Origin of the sequence: Collimonas sp., from assembly GCF_035566375.1 — a bacterium.
In the GTDB taxonomy this organism is placed as follows: Bacteria; Pseudomonadota; Gammaproteobacteria; order Burkholderiales; family Burkholderiaceae_D; genus Collimonas.
Genome location: NZ_DATMRK010000056.1, coordinates 1 through 19,235, shown reverse-complemented (window position 1 = coordinate 19,235; position 19,235 = coordinate 1). Strand labels below are relative to the sequence as shown.

Genomic DNA, 19,235 nt, shown 5'->3' with positions numbered 1-19,235 from the left:
CTGACCCCACATGACGGATTCGGAGAAAGACAGAGCGCACTGGGTGGTTTTGTTCTTTTTAACGATGAGGCAGCTACTCCGTGGCCCGCTAAGTGGGGTCAGAGTGAAGTTTCTGCAAAAAAGCGCGCAGAAAGTTCACTCCGACCCCAGTTAGCTGCGTTGGTTAGTTAAGCGCAGCCGGGCAAGGGCGTTATCGTGTGCTTTACGGACGATCGTCCGGGCCGCCGTGGTGAAAGCCGCGATGGCCGAAACGATGCTGTTCCATTTTCTTGAAATGCTCGTCAAAGACCTTTTGCTGCACAGGCGTCAACACCGCATAAAACTCCTTGACCGCTGCGCTATGCTCGGCCAGGCGCGCTTCAGCGCGTTTCAGGAATTCCATCTGATGCTCCATCCGTTCAGGGGCGGTTTGCTTGGCCCATTCTTCCTTGCTCGGGCGTTGTGGCGCACCGGCTGGACCGACCGGCTTGATCTTGCCAGTGAATGTTTGCCATGCAGCTTCCTGGGCCGGGGTGATTTTCAAATCGTCATGCAGTTTAGCCTGGCGTTTTGCCATCTTTTCGGCAAATTTTGCCTGTTGCTCCGGCGTAGGCGCCTGGCGGCCATTGGCGCCGTCGGCTTGCGCGTAGACGGTCACGCCCATGGCGGCAAAACTCAGTGCGGTCACCCCAATCAGCAGTTGTTTGCGAAGCTTGAACATAGTGAATCCTTCCATGAATATAAGTGCAATCCGCACAACTGGCATTGGAACGCGCTGGTGTATCGCAGGTTTGTCATGGGGGTATGGCTTTGTATCGCCGTGTATGGGGCCAAGTTTGCTTTGTATCTTAAAGTGTCTATGGAGCTGGCAGATATGCCAATATACAAATTACTATCGTCTTTCTTGTGCCGACTTGCCATAATCCTAGAAACTTCAAGCACTTACCAACTATCAGGGATTGCACGCATTGAATATTTCGTCATTCATCACTAAGATTTCGTTTTTTCGATTGGCCGCGCTGCCGGTCCCACTGCAGTTACTAGGACATCATTGATATGGAAACTGCTGCTCACATACTGGTGGTCGACGACGACCACGAAATCCGCACCTTACTGGCCGAATACCTGGACGCCAACGGCTTCCGTACCTTGATGGCGACCAATGGCAGCGACATGCGCAAGGTCTTGTCGGAGGCACGGGTCGATCTGGTGGTGCTGGATCTCACCTTGCCGGGAGAGGACGGCCTGACCTTGTGCCGCAACCTGCGCGCCGATTCGAATATCCCGGTGATCATGCTGACCGCACGCGGCGAACCGCTGGATCGCATCCTCGGCCTGGAAATGGGCGCTGACGACTATTTGTCGAAGCCGTTCGAGCCACGCGAATTGTTTGCCCGCATCCGCAGCGTCTTGCGCCGCACCCAGGCACTGCCGCCGAACATGGCGTCGCCGGAAGCCCAGCAAATTCAGTTCGGGCGCTGGACGCTGGATCTGATCGCGCGTCATCTGGTCAATAGCGAGGGTCTGGTGGTGGCTTTATCGGGCGCCGAATATCGCATTCTCAAAGTGTTTCTGGATCATCCGAACCGGGTCCTGAACCGCGATCAATTGCTGGAACTGACTCAGGGACGCGAATCGGATCCTTTCGATCGTTCGGTCGACATCCAGATCAGCCGCTTGCGCCAAAAACTGGGCGATGACGCCCGTACCCCGGTGATCATCAAAACGGTGCGTAACGAAGGTTATGTGCTGGCCACCACGGTGACGGTGGAGTCGTGATGCGAACGTGGTCTCGAGTAGTGGCAGCTGCCTGTTAGAACCAGTATGAGAATACCGTTCGTGAGAAATTTTTTTGGCTCGGTGGCCAATCGGGTGTTCCTGATCTTGCTGGCGGGGATTCTGGTGGCCGCTGCCACTACCAGCTGGCTGGCCGACAACGAGCGACGCAAGGCTTTCAAGGAATTTTATGAGTTTCGGATTGCCGAGCGGGTCGAACAGATCGTTTTTTCGCTAGACAACGTCAGCCCTGACATGCGTTCCGTGGTGCTGCAGACCAGTGAAAATTTTGGCCTGGAAGCCAGCATGGTCAAGGATACCGAAAATTCCCCGAATGACAATCCGTCGCTGACTGCTCTTCTAAAGGCAAGGCTGGGCAGCGATCGCAACGTGGTGGTGGATAAACAAAGCAATTGCAAGTTGCACACGCGCAGAGGGCTGGATTTTCGTCGGGTTGAAGAATGCCAGGTGGTCTACGTCAGTCTCAAGGACGGCACACTGCTGAAGCTGAAGCTGCGCATGATGCGTGGACCTGGAGGGCCGCCAGGCCGGCCGCCGGGCATGCCTTATCTGTCGCCTTATTTCGGGCTGTTTCTGCTGCTGATCGGCGCGCTGGCATTTTTTGTCGCCAAAATGACAGCGCGGCCGATCAAGGATCTGGCGGTTGCCGCCGGTGAGCTGGGGCGCGATATCGATCGGCCGCCGCTGGATGAAAGCGGGCCGACCGAAGTGCGCCAGGCTGCGACTGCTTTCAACGCCATGCAAGCCCGTATCAAGCGCCAGATCCAGCATCGTACCCACATGCTGGCGGCGATTACCCATGATTTGCAAACGCCGTTGACCAGGTTGCGTTTGCGCCTGGAAAAAGTGGGCGAGGAGGAGTTGCGGCGCAAGCTTCTGGAAGATCTGGCGGTCATGCAGAGCATGGTGCGCGAGGGTCTGGATCTGGCGCGCAGCATGGATTCGGCGGAGGCGATGCAGAAGCTGGATATCGATTCCTTGCTGGACAGCGTTTGTGCCGATGCGGTCGATGCGCGGCAGGACGTTACGCTGGAAGGACGCACGCGAGCATCGATCATGGCGCAGCCAAATACCTTGCGGCGCTGCCTGACCAATCTGGTCGATAATGCGACCAAATATGGGCGTTATGCGCGCTTGCATGTGACGCGGGAAGGCGCCGATATCGTGATCAGGATCCGCGATGGCGGGGTGGGGATTCCTGCTGAATTGCTGGAGACCGTGTTTGATCCGTTTTTCAGGATGGAGACTTCGCGTTCGCGGGATACCGGGGGGACGGGGCTGGGGCTGACCATTGCGCGCAATATCGCTGAAAACCATCGGGCTACGCTGGTGTTGCGTAATCATCCTGAGGGTGGGTTGGAGGTTACTTTGCGCTTGCCTGCGCTGAATGGGATTTGATCGAGTCTGAGCAACACCAACACGGTCCCTGAATGAAAAAAGACATGCGTAAAGCATGTCTTTTTTGTTGGTCGCGATCAGCTGCAATTAATCAATAAGGAGCGTAATCCGGCGGCGGACCATAATTACCCCGTTGCGGCGGGTAGTAATCAGGCGGCACCGAGTATTGCGGAGGCGGTGCATACTGACGACGATTATTTGCATAGCCGCCGGCAACCGGAACCTGATTGCCCTTGGCGTACATGCATTGGGTATAGACATTGTTGTACTGGCGCTGCATGCCATAGCTGCTGCGTGCAGCCGAGTCGCCGGCAACCGAGCTGCCTGCCAGCAAGCCGACGCCGCCGCCAATCGCCGCACCAGCGCCGGCACGGCCGGTGGCCGCACCGATCAAGGCGCCTGCCGTTGCACCGATCAAAGTCCCGGCTACTGCTGTGCCTGCTGCATTGTCAGCTGCCGCCTGCGGCGCATACGGTCCTACTCGTTCCTGGGCCGCACGCTGACAGACTGCTTCGTCGTTGCGGAACTGTTCATAGCTTTTGCCGGCGCCTGGCAGCGCCATCACATTCGGGCCGGCCGGCGCCGTAACGCAGCCGGACAGGAGGACGGCCATCGAGGCCGCGATTACCTTGGTAGTTCCTTTTATTCCGTTCATTCCGTTCATCATCACACACCGCCTTATCTAGGTTGATCTTGGTCCGGCATTACCTTCATCCAGCCTTTGGGGCAGCGCGGGATCTGCGGATAGTAGCCAGCCGGACTAGGGCAGTAATACGCATAGTTCGGTTCTTTTTCTATATAGGTTTGCGGTTCAGGCGCAACGTAGACCGGCGGCGGCGCGTAATACACCGGTGGCGGCGCGTAGTACACCGGCGGCGGGCCCCAATACAGCGGTCCGCCTATGGTGACACCGAAGCGCGGGCCGTAGAAACCGCCATGGCCGTAATAACCGTACGCAAAACTGGCTGAGCTGGTGACCATCAGGCCGGCAGCAGCAAGTACCAATAGAGCAATTTTCTTCATGGTATATCCCACACATTTATCAGTTATCTAAGAGTAATCCTGGCTGGGCGCCAGCGCCAAAAGGAGTTACTTCTGGTTGCAAATGTTGGCGTCAAGATCAATCATTTTAACTCTTTGATACAAATCAGCCGATGGGAATGAATCAAGCCAGGGAATTGGTGCGGGAGGGCGGGAATTTCCGAAAGCATGGCTATCAGGAAATTCCCTGTTGGAGGTGATCAATAAGGTGATCAATAAGGCGGTCGCCTCAGGTTGCTGTTGGCCGGGTCGCTTCTTCCAGGCTGAGTATCGACTGCGCAATGTTTTCGGTGGTCGCCAGCGTGTTGATGACGCCGGTGCGCAAGGCGCCGAGCACGGCCGTGGTTTTGGTGTTTTCGCTGGCGATTGCGATGACGTTGGGAATCCGTTGCAGATCGGCCAAAGTCAGGCCGAGCACACGCGCCTGCATCGGCGTTTCTGTCAGCTTGCCGTTCATGTCGATGAAATCGTAGCCCATCATGTCGCCCACCGCGCCGTAGCTTTTCACCTGGGCGATTTCTTCCGGAGTAAACCAGCCCATGCGTACCATATTGCTGTCTTCATTGATGTCGCCGATGCCGATCAGCGCGATGTCGGCGCGGCGCGCCTTGTCAAGCGTCTGCTTGACGGTGTCGTTGGCCAGCAGGCTGGCGCGTACCTGCGGATCGCTCACCAGCGCCGGCGCGTACAAGGTTTCGCTTTCGCCGCCGAAGCGCGCCGCCAGCCGGCGGCAGATATGATCGGCGTTCATGGTTTCACCGCCGCGATAAGAGCCGCCGATGGCGCAGACGAAGGTGGAGGAACGTTGCATCGACGAGATCGCATGCTCGGAAATGGCGCTGATATTGCGGCCCATGCCGACTGCCACAATCGCGCCGTTGACCAATATCCGGTCGAGATGGCTGGCCACCAGGCCCGCCAGCAGCTCGCGTTGCTTGTCCTGATCCTTGTGGTTGATCGATACAATCGCGCGCTCGATACCGAAGCGCGAAGTCAGCTCCTGCTCCAGCTGGCTGGTGTCGCGCGGATGATGGCGTACGCGGATTTCGACGATGCCTTCTTCCTGGGCGCGCTTGAGCATGCGGCCGACCGTGGCGCGCGAAATGGAAAAGCGCTTGGACAAGTCTTCCTGGGTTAGTCCATCGACATAATAAAGCGTGGCTAATCGGGTGAGCTCGTCAGTGGCCATGTATTTCCTTTCGTGGGTATTCATAGTGCTGGGCAAGGGCGCTGCCGATCCTGGTTAAATCCTGTTTCAAGGTTTGTCGTCGTCGTTGTCGTTATTGTTATTGTTGCGATTCTGCAGCGCGTGTTCGTATTCTTCGATTCTTTTCAGCTTGGGTTGTGAATTGCCGCCCATAAATTCCGATTCCAGCCATTTGTCGACAATGGCCTTGGCCAGTTCGGCGCCGACCACGCGCGAGCCGATCGTGATGATTTGCGCATCGTTGCTCTTGCTGGCGCGTTCGGCCGAATACGTGTCGTGACATTGCGCAGCGCGTACCCCAGGCACCTTGTTGGCCGAGATGGCCATGCCGATACCGGTCCCGCACAGCAGGATCGCCCTGGCAAATACACCTTGCCTGACTTGCTCCGCCACGGCGAAAGCAATATCGGGGTAAATCACAGGCTCCGTATCATGCGTGCCGAAGTCGGTGACGTCAAGCTGCTGCGCCAGCAGATGCCGCTTGATGATTTCCTTCAACTCAAAAGCGGCTTCGTCGCAACCAATCGCAATTTTCATATTCAAGTCCTTGGGATGTCTCTTACGTTAACTTTTAACTTACTTGCAGTCTTGCATGAGAAAATACTCATCAATGAACTTATTCTCAATCGTCGACATAAAACTGTCAAGCGCTATCATTTCTGTTGTTTATCTATGTAAATGATAGATAGGGAGGGCTTTAAAATGAAAATATTGAAAAATAAATAAGGTAAAAATAAATTGACAGGACAAAAAAAGCTTTGCTACACTCGATCCACATTGAGAAATTGCTCAGCATAGAGCAAATGAATAAACCGGAGACACAAGTTGAGCGAATTTCTTCTTGAGGCGTCCGCTGTGCGAAAGTCGTTTGACGGCGTTCGCGCACTGGAAGATGGGCGGTTAAAGCTGCGGCGCGGCACGGTGCATGCATTGTGCGGTGGCAATGGGGCCGGCAAATCGACCTTCCTGAACATCCTGATGGGCATCACGCAACGCGATGGCGGCGAGATCCTGCTGAAGGGGGAAAGCGTAGCGTTCAGCTCGCCGGCGTCGGCGCTGGAAAATCGCATCGCCATCATCACTCAGGAACTGTCGCCGATTCCCGGCATGACCGTGGCCGAAAACCTGTATCTTGGCCGCGAACCGCGCAGAGCCGGGATTTGCGTCGATTTCAAGGCGCTCATCCGGCGTGCCGCGGAATTGCTGGAGCGCCTGCAATTTCCCATCAATCCGCGCGCCGTCATGTCTAGCCTGAGCCTGGCGCAGATCCAGTTGGTCGAGATAGCCAAGGCCTTCAGCCATGACTGCGACGTCATGATCATGGACGAGCCGACCTCGGCCATCGGCGAGCGTGAGACCGAAGTGCTGTTCCAGGCGATCCGCAGCCTGACCGAACAGGGCGCCGGCATCATCTATGTTTCACATCGCCTTTCCGAAATATTCCAGATCGCCGATGAATACACGGTATTCCGCGACGGCCGTTTTGTCGACAGCGGTTATATAGCCGATATCGAGCGTGGTTATCTGGTCAGCACCATTGTCGGTCGGCAGCTAAGCAGCAGCGAAAAAGTGCGGCGCACTATAGGGCCGCCGCTGCTGCAAACCAGCAAGCTGAGCCGGCATGGCGAATTCAACGACATTTCATTGACCGTGCATCAGGGCGAAATACTCGGCATCTACGGCTTGATGGGCGCCGGCCGCAGTGAATTCCTGAATTGCATCTACGGCCTGACGCGGCCGGATGCGGGCGAGGTCAGCCTGGCGCAGAAAAAAATGCCGGTCGCCGATCCCGCTGCCAGCATCCGCGCCGGCGTCTCGCTGGTGACCGAGGACCGCAAAGAGACCGGTCTGGTGCTGTCGGGTTCGGTACGCGACAACGTTGCGATGGCGGCCTATAAGCGCCTGTCCTGGCTATCGCTGATCGATAAGAGCAAGGTGCAAGCTTTGCTGGCGGCGATGGTTGAGCGGATGCGCATCAAGATTAGTTCGGTGGCCTTGCCGGTGTCTTCCATGAGCGGCGGCAATCAGCAGAAAGTGGTGCTGGCGCGCTGCTTCTCGACCAATCCGGTCTGCTTGCTGTGCGATGAACCGACGCGCGGCATCGATGAAGGCTCCAAGCGGGAGATCTACAAAATACTCGATGAATTCGTGCAGCAGGGCGGCGCTGCGCTGGTGGTGTCTTCAGAAGCGCAGGAAATTCTCGACGTCAGCGATCGCATCGCGATATTCAAGTCAGGGCGGTTGTTCGCATTAATCGACGGCCATACCTCAACCCAGGAAGAACTTTTGCATCTGGCCTCATGATGAATACACAAACCACAACTCTGCAAGCAACGCGCCGTTTCGGCGTCGTCGATCTCAAGCAGTTATATACCCGCTACGGCATCGTTGCCGCCCTGATTTTGTTGTGCGCGGTGCTGTCCTTCTCCAATGAATATTTCATGACCTGGGGCAATTGGACCGACATCCTGCGCCAGACCGCCATCAACGGCATCCTGGCGATAGGCATGACGTATGTGGTGCTGACCGCCGGCATCGATTTATCGGTCGGCGCGATCCTGGCGTTTGCCGGGATTGTCAGCGCCGGCCTGGTGACCGGCGATCAGCCGCACAGCATTGCTTTCGGCGTGACGGTTGGGCTGGCGGTCGGCGCTTTGCTGGGCGCGGTCAACGGCTTGCTGGTGGCGCGGCTGTCGGTGCCGCCTTTTGTCGCCACGCTGGGCATGCTGAGTGTGGCGCGCGGCTTTACCTATATCTACAACGGCGGCACGCCGGTCTCGGATTTGCCGGACGGCTACCTGGCCATCGGCGGCGGTTATCTCTTGCAGATCCCGGTGGCGATCCTGATTTTCGCGGCGGTGATCGGCGTCTTCTGGTTCATCCTGCGCTACACCACCTACGGCCGCTATATCTACGCGGTGGGCGGCAATATCAAGAGCGCCAAGACCAGCGGCATCGCCACCGGCAAAGTGGTGTTTTCGGTGTATGTGGTGAGCGGCCTGCTGGCCGGCCTGGCCGGTGTCTTGCTGGCTGCCAGGACCACCGCCGCTTTGCCGCAAGCCGGCATGTCCTACGAACTCGACGCGATTGCCGCGGTGGTGATCGGCGGCACCAGCCTGTCGGGCGGCGCCGGTTCCTTGGGCGGCACGGTGATCGGTGCGCTGCTGATCGGCGTCATCAATAACGGTTTGAATCTGTTGGGCGTGTCTTCTTATTATCAGCAGGTGATCAAGGGCGTCATCATCGTGGTGGCGGTTCTGCTAGATGCTTCCCGCAAGAAGCAGTAAGTGTTGTTGTTCTTATCCTCGTATTCACTAGTCCGCGTAAAGAAACAATATAAATATTCAGGAGATTTAGACAATGATGTCATTGAAAAAAATCGTGTTGGCGCTGGCGGTGGTTACTGCCGCCGGTTCCGTCACTTCCGCCATGGCGCAGGCGACCAAGCCGATTCGCGTCGGTGCTGCAGTGTATGGCCTCAAGGGCGAGTTCATGCAGATGTGGAGCAAGGCGCTGAAAGAACATCCGGCGGTCAAGGACGGCTCGGTGCAGGTCACGGTGTTTGACGGTAATTACGATGCGCTGACCCAGAGCAACCAGTTCGACACCATGATCACGCAAAAATACGACGCCATCATTTTTGTGCCGATCGACCTCAAGGCTGGCGCTGCGGCAGTTGCCAAAGCCGCCGCCGCGCATATTCCGGTGATCGGCTCCAACACGCGCGTCTCGGGCGATCAGTTGACTTCGTATGTCGGCAACGACGACGTGGTGGCGGGCCGGATGGAAGCCGAGTCGCTGGTCAAGTCTATCGGCGGCAAAGGCAATATCGTGATTATCGAAGGCCCGATCGGACAATCGGCGCAGATCGAACGCGCCAAGGGCAATCAGCAGGTGCTGGATAAATATCCGGATGTCAAAGTGATCGCCCGCAAAACCGGCAACTGGTCACGCGCTGAATCCTTGAGCCTGATGGAAAACTGGCTGACGGCTTATCCCGGCAAGATCAACGGCGTGATCGGCCAGAACGATGACGAGGCCTTGGGTGCGGTACAGGCCATCAAGTCGAAACGGATAGATTTGAAAACCATCCCGGTGGTCGGCATCGACGGCATCGCGGATGCCATCGCGGCAGTCAAGCGCGGCGAAATGATTACCTATTTCCAGGATTCGCAGGCACAGGCGCAAGGTGCGCTGGATGTGGCTTTGCGTGCGGTCAAAGGTCCGTCGTACAAGCCGCGTTCCGAAATCTGGAGCGAGTATGCGGGGCAAATGCCGTGGGGTGACGGCAGCAGCAAATCCTATACTGTACCGTGGACTGAAATCACGCCAGCCAATGCCGAGACCTTCCTGAAAAAAGTGAAAAAATAGGGCTCGCTTGCAACATGGGTGTTGAACCTGGGCTTGGATAGCTGGATGCAACGCCCTTCATCGTCAAGGGAACAGCATGATGGAACAAATGAAACGCGGTTTTGATCTGAGCGGCAAGGTGGCGATAGTCACCGGCGCCGCCAGCGGCATCGGCCTGGCGGTAGCGGAATTGTTCGCCGATTGCGGCGCCCATGTGGTGCTGCTGGATCTGCATCCGTCAGTTGCCGAACTGCCGGCCCGCCTGAGTGGCGGCGTCGGCGGTGATGGCGCCGGGCAGCATATGGCGCTAACCCTGGACGTGAGCGATGCGACGGCAGTGCTTGCGGCAATCGGACAAGTGGTGCAGCGCTTTGGCAAGATCGATATCCTGATCAACAACGCCGGCCTGGCCCTGCTGGAGCCAGCGCTGGAACTGTCGGAAGCGGATTGGGATAAAACCATGGCGGTCAATCTGAAGGCGCCGTTTATCCTGGCCCAGGCTGCGGGCAAGCATATGATAGAGCGTGGCTACGGCCGCATCGTCAATCTGGCGTCGCAAGCCAGCGTCATCGCGCTGGAGCGTCATGTGGCTTATTGCGCTAGCAAGGCGGCTCTGGTCGGCATGACCAAGGTGCTGGCTCTCGAATGGGCGGCGCATGGCGTGACTGTCAACGCCGTGTCGCCCACAGTGGTCGAGACCGAACTGGGGAAAAAAGCCTGGGCCGGGGCGGTTGGTGCGGCGATGAAGGCCAAGATTCCCACTGGCCGTTTTGCCCGGCCGGAGGAAGTCGCTGCTCTGATACTGTATCTGGCGAGCGATGCTGCGGCCATGATCACAGGCGAGAACATCCTGATTGATGGCGGCTATAGCGCGCAATAATCCAGAAAGAGGACCAATATGAACCGAGTGATCAACAATCCCGATATGGTGGTGGAAGACATGCTGCGCGGCATACTTGCTGCGCATCCGGAACTGCAAGTGTCAGCCGATAATCCACGCGTCATCCGCCATGTTGCCGCTGCCGAACGCGGACGAGTGGCCATCGTCACCGGCGGCGGCTCTGGCCACGAGCCGGCTTTCATCGGCTATGTCGGCCGCCATATGGTAGATGCGGTGGCGGTCGGCGAGGTGTTTTCTTCACCTACCGCAAAGTCGTTTTTCGATGCCTTTAAAGCTGCCGACGGCGGCGCCGGCGTGGCTTGCCTGTACGGCAATTACGCCGGCGACAATATGAACGTCAAGATGGCGATCAAGCTGGCTGAGCGTGCCGATATCCAGGTCAAAACCGTGGTGGCCAACGATGACGCCGCCTCCGCCTCGCTGGAAGAACGCAGCAAGCGGCGCGGCGTCGCCGGCGAGATCGTCATGTGGAAGGTGGGGGCGGCCAGGGCTGCGCAAGGCGGCACGCTGGATCAAGTCATCGCGGCTGCGCAAAAAGCCATAGACAACACGCGCTCGATAGGAGTGGGCCTGTCGGCTTGTACCATTCCGGCAGTCGGCAAGGCGAATTTCAGCATTAAACATGGCGATATGGAAGTCGGCATCGGCCATCATGGCGAGCCGGGAGTATCGGTGCAGCGCGTGCTGCCGGCGCGCGATATGGCGCGGATGATGGTGGATGCTCTGTTGCCGGATCTGCCGTTTGTGCGCGGCGATAGCGTCTCTATCTTGCTGTCAGGACTGGGGGCGACGCCGTTGATGGAGCAATACATCTTGTATGCCGACGTTGCTGAATATTTAAACGAAGCCGGCGTCAAGGCCAGTTATTCGTTCGTCGGCAATCTGTTTACCTCGCTCGAAATGATGGGCGTGACCTTGACCCTGACCCGTCTTGATCCCGAGCTGGATGCCTGCATTGCTTACCCTTGCAGCAGCATCGGACTGACCGTTGGAGAAAAAACATGACAGCAATTGCAGCGAAAGCGGAGGACATCAGCGTCGATATGCGACATGCCGGGTGGGTAGTCAAGGACCTGATCGATACCATCAACACCAATCGCCAGTATCTGAGCGAAATCGACGGCGCCATTGGCGATGGCGATCATGGCATCAACATGAGCAAGGGTTTTTCCCAATGCGGCGAGCGGATTGCCGCACGCGGCGAAACGCCTTCCCTGGCGCTGGCCTTCGACGATCTTGCCATGACCTTGATGGAAGGCATAGGCGGCTCCATGGGGCCGCTGTATGGCAGTTTCTTTCTCAGCATCGCCGAGACATTGGAAGGCCATCAAAAGCTGGACAAAACGCTGTTCCTGACAGCCTTGAGCGCCGGCATAGATGCGGTTCAAACCATAGGCGAGGCCAAGGTCGGCGACAAGACTTTGATGGATACGCTGGCGCCGGCCCGCAGCGATTATCAACAGGCATTGGATCAAGACCGTTCGTTTCAGCAATGCCTGGAGGCGTTGGCGGCGGGAGCGCAGCGCGGCATGCTGTCGACGCGCGATCTGCAGGCTCGTATCGGCCGCGCCAGCCGTCTCGGCGAACGCTCGATCGGGGCGCTCGACGCCGGGGCTTGCTCTTGCTATCTGATACTCGACAGCATCGCCAGGTCGTTGACGTTTGCGCTTGAAACTGGCGCCAGTAAATAACCACGGAGACGAAATGAAATTCCACGACCAGGATATGCTCGCGGTGGTTTGCCACGCGCCGCAGGATTATCGTTTGCAACGGGTCAAGCGACCGGCCGCTGGCCCGGATGAAGTGGTGATCAAGATCGCCTCTTGCGGGATCTGCGCCGGCGATTGCAAATGTTATGCTGGTGCGGCGCGCTTCTGGGGCGACCAGGAAAAAAACAAACTATCGTATGTCAAGCCGCCGGTCATTCCCGGCCACGAATTCTGGGGCCATGTAGTCGAAGTGGGCGAGGGTGCGGCAGAGCATCACGGCGTCAAGGTCGGCGATCGCGTGATCGCTGAGCAAATCGTGCCCTGCGGTAAATGCCGTTACTGCAAGACCGGTTATCGCTGGATGTGCGAGGTGCATGACGTCTACGGTTTTCAGCGCGACGTCGCCGAGGGCGGCATGGCGGATTTCATGCGCTTGTCGAAGCGCGCGGTGGTGCATAAGATCCCGGACAGTATCGGCTTTGAAGATGCGGCGATTACCGAACCTTTGTCATGCGCGATACACGCGGTCAACCGCGGCGACATCCAGCTCGACGACGTGGTGGTGATCGCCGGCGCCGGCACCCTGGGTTTGCTGATGATCCAGGTGGCGCACCTGAAGACGCCGAAGAAACTGATCGTGATCGACATGGTAGATCAGCGCCTGGAGCTGGCCAAGACTTTCGGCGCCGATGTCGTGATCAATCCCGGCAAACAAGATGCCGAGGCAATTATCCGTTCGCTTACCGGCGGTTATGGTTGCGATGTCTACATTGAAACTACCGGCGCACCGATTGGCGTGACGCAAGGCTTGAACATGATTCGCAAGCTGGGACGGTTTGTCGAGTTCAGCGTGTTTGGCAAGGACACCACGGTCGATTGGTCGATCATCGGCGAAGAGAAAGAACTGGACTTGCGCGGCGCTCACCTGAGCGCGGACTGTTATCCGGTAGCGATCGATTTGCTGGCGCGCGGCCTGGTCACTTCCAAAGGCATCGTTACCCATACTTTCGCTCTGTCGGAATGGGAGCAAGCGATCAAGGTGGCGGCATCCATGGACTCAATCAAGGTGCTGCTGAAGCCGGACGCTTAGCCAGGCGTCGCTGCATGACCAGCGACTGCTGAGCTATTCTATAATCTGGCGATACCCATGTTGACAGGTGATAGAAATGAAGCAGCCATCCGCACAGCAGCAATCCTCGCTCCAGGGCGTCAAGGTGATCGAGCTCGGCACCTTGATTGCCGGCCCGTACGCCGCCAGCCTGCTGGGCCAGTTCGGCGCCGAGGTGATCAAGATCGAAGCGCCGGGCGATGGCGATCCGCTGCGCAAATGGCGCAAGCTGCACAACGGCACTTCGCTCTGGTGGTATTCGCAAAGCCGCAACAAGAAGTCGGTGACGCTGAATTTGAAATCCGAACAGGGCCAGCAGATCGTGCGCGATCTGGTCAAGGATGCCGATATCGTGATCGAGAATTTTCGTCCCGGCACCTTGGAAGGCTGGGGGCTGGGCTGGGAGGCATTGTCGAAGATCAATCCCAAGCTGATCATGGTGCGGGTCTCCGGTTATGGCCAGGATGGCCCGTATCATGCGCGTCCCGGGTTTGCTGCGATTGCCGAATCGATGGGCGGCTTGCGCAACCTGGCCGGTTATCCGGACCGGCCGCCGGTGCGGGTTGGCGTCAGCATCGGCGACACGCTGGCGTCGCTGTATGGTGTGATCGGTGCATTGCTGGCGATGCATCATCTGAAGGCGAACGGCGGCCAGGGCCAGTTCATCGACATCGCTTTGTACGAAGCGGTATTCGGCGTGATGGAAAGCCTGATCCCGGAATATGCCGAGTTCGGTTTCGTGCGCGAGCGCACCGGCGCCAGCTTCCCCGGCATTTCGCCATCCAGCACCTATCCATGTTTAGGCGACGAACGTGGCGAACACTACGTCATCATCGCCGGCAACGGCGACAGCATCTTCAAACGCCTGATGCACGCTATCGGTCGCAGCGATCTGGCCGAAGATCCGCGCCTGGCGCGCAACGACGGCCGGGCGCAGCATAACGACATGCTTGATGCGGCAATCACCGCATGGACTTCGCAACACGCTCTGGAACATGTGCTGCAAGTGCTGGAACAGGCCGACGTACCGAGCAGCAAGGTGTATACCGCAGCGGATATTCACCAGGATCCGCATTTCCGCGCGCGCGACATGATCCAGCAGCATATGCTGCCGGATGGCCAGCCGATAGACTTGCCAGGCATCGTACCTAAACTCTCGGCAACGCCGGGCCAGACCAACTGGGTAGGGCCGGAACTGGGGCAGCATACGGCAGAGGTGCTGGCGACGATAGGCAGAAGCGCGGAGCAGATCGCGCTTCTGCGGCAGCAGGGCGTGATCTGACCCCAGATGACTCTGATCTCAGGTTTTTGACGTGGGCAGATTAATGCTCACCTTTAATCCATACGGTGAGATGTTGCGAGCGTGCTGCAGTTCGAGCTTGCCATGCAGCCTTGCTACGATCGACTTAACGATGGAAAGTCCGAGGCCGGAACCGTCCTGGTCACTGCCCAGCACCCGGTAAAAAGGATCGAATACACGTTCGCGCTCGGCTTCTTCAATCCCAGGCCCGCTATCTTCCACCTCGATGCTGACCAGGCCGGGCTGGCTGCGCACGCGTAGTTCGACATTACCGCCTGGCGGCGTGTAGCGGACCGCGTTATCGAGCAGATTGCGCAGCAGGGCGACGATATCGACTTCCTGCGCTACCAGCGTGATTTCGGTATCAGCTTCGACGCCGATGTCGATCTGCCTGGCTTGCGCCAGCGGCAAGCTGTCCTCCACCACTCGCCGCAGCACTGCTTGCAAGGAAACCGGGGTCAGTTGAGTCAGTTGAGCAGCGCCGGTATTTTGCGAGCGGGCCAGCGTCAGCAATTGTTCCAGCAAGGCTTTGCTGCGATTCAAACCTTGCCGCAATGGCAGCAAGCGCGCTTTCGATGCCGGCGAAAGATCGGTTGCGGCCAGATTTTCCGCTTGCAGCGACAACGCCGTCAGCGGCGAGCGCAACTCGTGCGCGGCGTCGGCAAGAAAGCGCCGCTGCGTATCCATATTGTCGGCAACCCGCCGCAGCAGGCGATTGATCGAGCCGATCAGCGGCCGGATTTCATCCGGCACCTGTTGTTCGGCGAGCGGACGCATATCCTGGTCGTCGCGCCGGTCGACTTCCTGCGACAGTCTTTTAATCGGCCACAACATGCTGCGCACCATGGCGCTGACCAGGGCTATCAATACCGGGATCAGCACCATGAACGGCATCACGGTTCGCAAGCCGCTGTCACGGGCGATTTCATCGCGCACTGCAGTTTGCTGGCCCACCGCCAGCCGCTGGCCGGATGCGGTGGACTGCACAAACAAACGCCACGGCACATGATCCACTTCAACCGTTTGCATGCCATCGGGCAGATCGTAGGACAGACGCAGGGCATCGTCGTCATCCTTGGCGGCCGCGGTTGCTGGCATTGCTGCCCTTGCCGGCGCTGCCGGCTCCGGAGTCAGGATCTGGACGATGACTTTCGATTCTTCGTCCTTCATTTCTCCTGTCGCACGACGGTTCGGCGTGGCCGGCGGCAAGTCGCGGCTAAGCACCAGCGCCGCTACCTGGCGTAACTGGTCGTCCTGCAGATCGTTGGCTTCATGGAAGGCCGAAAAAAAGGAAAATACACCGGCCGGCACCGCCATCGCCAGAATCACCAGAGACAGCCATAGCGATAGCCGGAATTGCAATGAACGGCTTAATCTTGCTTTGAAACCATCCATCCCAGCCCCCTGACATTTTTGATCGACGCCGCGCCCAGTTTTTTACGGATCGAATGAATCAGGAATTCCACCGCATTGCTCTCGACTTCTTCATTCCAGCCGTAGATGCGGTCTTCCAGTTCCTGGCGCGAGAGGATCGCTCCCGGTCTTAGCAACAGTGCGTGGAGCAGGGAGAATTCGCGCGCCGACAAGCGGGTGGCGACGCCGTCCGCCGTCACCTCGCGCGTGCTGGGATCGAGGGAGAGGGCGCCGTTACTCATCACCGGCTGGGCGTTGCCGGCCTTGCGCCTTACCACGGCGCGCATGCGTGCCAGCAATTCACCCATTTCAAATGGCTTGATCACGTAATCGTCTGCGCCCAGGTCGAGGCCGCCGATGCGGTCTTCGACGGCGTCGCGCGCGGTCACGATCAATACTGGCAAGGCGCTGCCTTGCTGCCGCAACTGGCGCAGCACGGCGAAACCATCTTGTTGCGGCAAGCCCAGATCAAGCAGCATCACGTCGTAGCTCTGGCTGGTCGCAGCACTCAAGGCTGCGCTGCCATCGTGGACCCAGTCGACGGCGTGGCTGGTGTCGCGCAACGCGGTCTGGACGGCATCGCCGATCATACGATCGTCTTCCACCAGCAATACCCTCATTCGTGTTCCTCTCCGTGGATCAAACTGCGTGTTAAACCATAGCTCTCGCTGATTCTACCTCGCAGTCAACTCATTTCAATATCCAGCCGCGGCGGATCAGCGGCGCCAACAAAAAGCGATGGATGGTGGAGGCGATTCGGAACAGCGGTTCGATAAACCATTTTGCGGCGCCCAGGCAGATTCCGGCGCTGAGCGCAGCGACCAACGCCGCGCCCAGCATGTCGAGCGGGAAGTGTACGCCCAGGTAGACCCGGGCCCACGCCATCGGCAGGCCGAGCAAGCTCAAGATCAAGCCGCTCTTGCGCAGGCTCGGGTGCAGCAGAAAACTGAAAGCCACGGACCATTGCAAGGTCAGATGATCGCTGGGAAACGAAGAATCGGCGCCATGCTCAAGAAAGTTAGTACCAAGGCCGAGCATGAACGGACGCGGATGCTGCCACAGCATGCCGATCAGCATACTCAGCGATAGGCCGACGATGCCGCAAACGGCGGCTTCCAGCATCAGCTTGCGGGTTTGCTCGCCACCGCGCAACCAGCCCAGCAACAGGCAAGCGGGAATCAGCAAGATGAGTTGTTCCGCGCACAACCTGGCGGCATTCAGCAAGAACGGGGAGGGATGGGCGCTGGCGTTGATCAGCAGAAATAGCGATTGATTCAGTTCTTCCATGGGGCCTTTGGCAATAGGTGCAAGATGTGCAATAGGTGCAAGATGTGCAATATGTGATCAAGCAGCGGGATCGGGCTCGCCGTTGGTGACAGTTGAACAACAGGATAGCTGGCGAGACTTAGCTGTTACTGAGGGGGAGGGGATACGCCGGATAATGCCGAAAAACAGGTTTCGGCTGGCGCCATGCAATTAAAAGGCGTGAAAAAAGCCGGCGCTGACTTCCGTCAGTGCCGGCTTTACTGATGCTGGGCTAAAGATATCAGAAACGGGTACGCATGCCGACTGCGAATTCGGTCTGGTTCTGGAAGCCGTTAGCCGATCCTACGCGATAGCCGTCGCTCAGTTTCATGTAGTCGGCAGCCAGATACAGCTCGGTACGTTTCGACAGATGGTAGAAAGTCGATGCGTACAGCGTTTTCTTCTTGCCGCTACCGGTAGCAGTTGCACCGCTGGCGTCAGCGTAGGCGTTCAAGGTGCTGGTTCCGGCTGCGTTGTAAGCAGCGTTCTCGGCCTTCATCACTTGATAGCCGACTTCATAATCGAACGAACCTTGCGGTGTGAACTTGGCCGACACGGTGTATGCATCATCCTTACGCTTGCCGAGTGCACCTTGCTCTGCCGTGTAGTGGAAGTAACCCGCATTCAAGCGCACCAGATCGAAAATGTAGCTGCCGCCAACCGAATAGGACTTGTGCTTTTCCAGGCTGGAGTCAATGCCGTTGCCAACGTCGGCCTGATTGATAAAGCCCGAAACGATGAAGTTGGAACCGTTATAGCCGATCGCTGCGGATTTGGTTGTATTGTGCGCGAACTGGCCGGCGACGTTACCGAACTGATAACCCAGGCCTGCCACCACGCCGTTATTGAATACTTTCTTCCAGGTCACGCCATTGTCGTAGCGCGTGCCAGTAGCGCTGCCCGAGTAGAAAATCAGTTGCTTGAAGTTGTTGTTGTTGGTGTAGCCGCCTTCTTCCAGGCCGAGCTTGGAACCGTAGGCGTCGCCGTAGACCTGGGAAAAATCGCGTGCCAGGGTGTTTTGGCGGCCCAGAACGATTTGGCCAAAAGTGGTGTCTTGCAAACCGACCCAGGCGTCGCGGTTGAACAATACGCCCGGTGTATCCATTTCGCCGGTGCCGACCACGAACTCAGCTTCCAGTTTGAAAACTGCCTTGAGTCCGCCGCCGAGGTCTTCAGCGCCGCGGAAGCCGATGCGGTTGCCGCTGAACCAGGCGACAGGAATGCCGGTCAGGCGATCGCCGGCCTTGTCAGCATGATTGACGGTGCTGATGGTGGCGTCGATCAGGCCATAGATAGTGACATTGGATTGTGCGTATGCTGCATTGACAGAGCCTATCGTCCCCAGAACTGCTAGCGCTAATAGCGACTTTTTCATTTTAATCTCCAGATATTTTTTAGTTGGATTTACTAATCGCGTAGATCAGTGGGCTAACTATAAAATTCGAAAGCTTACTAACGGCTTTCAGGAGGCTAAATGGCCGCTTGCAGGCTGTCGGTTTTGTGCCACAGCGAGGGAAAATAAATCTTGGTTTTGAAAGCTGTTAGTAAGCTTTGCGGGAGAGTGCTGTCATGCGCTTACTGTGCTAGTGCAGTGCTTCGCAAATAATGAACCTTCATAAACGGCGTCTTTTCGCGCCATGCGTCGTTGCAAATCCTCGCGATAGTCTAGCTATCGCTCCGGTTTGCGCCTAGCCTGACACGAAAATCCACCATTTCTGAAGTTCCAT

General features: G+C 57.7%; 19 protein-coding genes. 10 read left to right on the top strand and 9 right to left on the bottom strand.

Going from position 1 to position 19,235, the window contains the following annotated elements; genetic code table 11:
* Positions 1-202 precede the first annotated feature (202 nt).
* Complete coding sequence (locus VNZ60_RS18880) at positions 203-700, bottom strand: Spy/CpxP family protein refolding chaperone (RefSeq protein ID WP_325661848.1); 498 nt, start codon at positions 698-700, stop codon at positions 203-205.
* A gap of 335 nt (positions 701-1,035) precedes the next feature.
* Between VNZ60_RS18880 and VNZ60_RS18875 the strand changes: the two genes are divergently transcribed.
* Positions 1,036-1,758: a response regulator gene (locus VNZ60_RS18875; protein WP_325661846.1), complete on the top strand. Its 723-nt coding sequence runs from the start codon at positions 1,036-1,038 to the stop codon at positions 1,756-1,758.
* 60 nt (positions 1,759-1,818) lie between these two features.
* Positions 1,819-3,174, top strand: a complete 1,356-nt coding sequence (locus VNZ60_RS18870; protein WP_325661844.1) for an ATP-binding protein — start codon at positions 1,819-1,821, stop codon at positions 3,172-3,174.
* Positions 3,175-3,265: 91 nt separating this feature from the next.
* Here the strand turns inward: VNZ60_RS18870 and VNZ60_RS18865 are convergent, their stop codons facing one another.
* From VNZ60_RS18865 to rpiB, 4 genes are all read right to left on the bottom strand, one after another.
* Positions 3,266-3,829, bottom strand: coding sequence for a glycine zipper family protein (locus VNZ60_RS18865; RefSeq protein ID WP_325661842.1), 564 nt, complete (start codon positions 3,827-3,829; stop codon positions 3,266-3,268).
* 23 nt (positions 3,830-3,852) lie between these two features.
* Positions 3,853-4,197: a hypothetical protein gene (locus VNZ60_RS18860; protein WP_325661840.1), complete on the bottom strand. Its 345-nt coding sequence runs from the start codon at positions 4,195-4,197 to the stop codon at positions 3,853-3,855.
* Positions 4,198-4,444: 247 nt separating this feature from the next.
* Positions 4,445-5,404 (bottom strand): sugar-binding transcriptional regulator, encoded by a 960-nt coding sequence (locus tag VNZ60_RS18855; RefSeq protein ID WP_325661838.1) that lies wholly within the window; start codon positions 5,402-5,404, stop codon positions 4,445-4,447.
* Between the two features lie 66 nt (positions 5,405-5,470).
* On the bottom strand, positions 5,471-5,959 hold the full coding sequence (rpiB, locus tag VNZ60_RS18850) for a ribose 5-phosphate isomerase B (RefSeq protein ID WP_325661836.1): 489 nt from the start codon (positions 5,957-5,959) through the stop codon (positions 5,471-5,473).
* A 288-nt stretch (positions 5,960-6,247) separates the two neighbouring features.
* Here rpiB and VNZ60_RS18845 point away from each other — a divergent pair, with 288 nt between their 5' ends.
* The 8 genes from VNZ60_RS18845 to VNZ60_RS18810 all read left to right on the top strand — a co-directional run bounded on the left by VNZ60_RS18845 (position 6,248) and on the right by VNZ60_RS18810 (position 14,772).
* Entirely contained in the window at positions 6,248-7,726 is a 1,479-nt protein-coding gene (locus VNZ60_RS18845) for a sugar ABC transporter ATP-binding protein (RefSeq protein ID WP_325661834.1), read from the top strand.
* Positions 7,726-8,709, top strand: coding sequence for an ABC transporter permease (locus tag VNZ60_RS18840; RefSeq protein WP_325661852.1), 984 nt, complete (start codon positions 7,726-7,728; stop codon positions 8,707-8,709). Before VNZ60_RS18845 ends, VNZ60_RS18840 begins: the two co-directional genes overlap by 1 nt.
* Positions 8,710-8,782: 73 nt before the next feature.
* The gene (locus VNZ60_RS18835; RefSeq protein ID WP_473964753.1) at positions 8,783-9,793 is read left to right on the top strand and encodes a substrate-binding domain-containing protein; all 1,011 of its coding nucleotides are present in this window, start codon (positions 8,783-8,785) and stop codon (positions 9,791-9,793) included.
* A 76-nt stretch (positions 9,794-9,869) separates the two neighbouring features.
* Entirely contained in the window at positions 9,870-10,652 is a 783-nt protein-coding gene (locus VNZ60_RS18830; protein WP_325661833.1) for a GolD/DthD family dehydrogenase, read from the top strand.
* Between the two features lie 18 nt (positions 10,653-10,670).
* On the top strand, positions 10,671-11,678 hold the full coding sequence (locus tag VNZ60_RS18825) for a dihydroxyacetone kinase subunit DhaK (protein ID WP_325661831.1): 1,008 nt from the start codon (positions 10,671-10,673) through the stop codon (positions 11,676-11,678).
* Positions 11,675-12,364 (top strand): dihydroxyacetone kinase subunit DhaL, encoded by a 690-nt coding sequence (dhaL, locus tag VNZ60_RS18820; RefSeq protein WP_325661829.1) that lies wholly within the window; start codon positions 11,675-11,677, stop codon positions 12,362-12,364. Before VNZ60_RS18825 ends, dhaL begins: the two co-directional genes overlap by 4 nt.
* Positions 12,365-12,377: 13 nt before the next feature.
* The gene (locus tag VNZ60_RS18815; protein ID WP_325661827.1) at positions 12,378-13,472 is read left to right on the top strand and encodes an alcohol dehydrogenase catalytic domain-containing protein; all 1,095 of its coding nucleotides are present in this window, start codon (positions 12,378-12,380) and stop codon (positions 13,470-13,472) included.
* 76 nt (positions 13,473-13,548) lie between these two features.
* Positions 13,549-14,772, top strand: a complete 1,224-nt coding sequence (locus VNZ60_RS18810) for a CaiB/BaiF CoA transferase family protein (RefSeq protein ID WP_325661825.1) — start codon at positions 13,549-13,551, stop codon at positions 14,770-14,772.
* 18 nt (positions 14,773-14,790) lie between these two features.
* On the opposite strand, the gene VNZ60_RS18805 is transcribed toward VNZ60_RS18810, so the two are convergent.
* The 4 genes from VNZ60_RS18805 to VNZ60_RS18790 all read right to left on the bottom strand — a co-directional run bounded on the left by VNZ60_RS18805 (position 14,791) and on the right by VNZ60_RS18790 (position 18,883).
* Positions 14,791-16,185 carry an ATP-binding protein gene (locus VNZ60_RS18805; protein WP_325661824.1) on the bottom strand — a complete coding sequence of 465 codons (1,395 nt, stop codon included), beginning with the start codon at positions 16,183-16,185 and terminating at the stop codon, positions 14,791-14,793.
* Positions 16,161-16,823 (bottom strand): response regulator transcription factor, encoded by a 663-nt coding sequence (locus VNZ60_RS18800; protein WP_325661822.1) that lies wholly within the window; start codon positions 16,821-16,823, stop codon positions 16,161-16,163. Before VNZ60_RS18800 ends, VNZ60_RS18805 begins: the two co-directional genes overlap by 25 nt.
* A gap of 70 nt (positions 16,824-16,893) precedes the next feature.
* Positions 16,894-17,490 (bottom strand): phosphatase PAP2 family protein, encoded by a 597-nt coding sequence (locus VNZ60_RS18795; protein WP_325661820.1) that lies wholly within the window; start codon positions 17,488-17,490, stop codon positions 16,894-16,896.
* Positions 17,491-17,749: 259 nt separating this feature from the next.
* The gene (locus tag VNZ60_RS18790) at positions 17,750-18,883 is read right to left on the bottom strand and encodes a porin (protein ID WP_325661818.1); all 1,134 of its coding nucleotides are present in this window, start codon (positions 18,881-18,883) and stop codon (positions 17,750-17,752) included.
* Positions 18,884-19,235 lie beyond the last annotated feature (352 nt).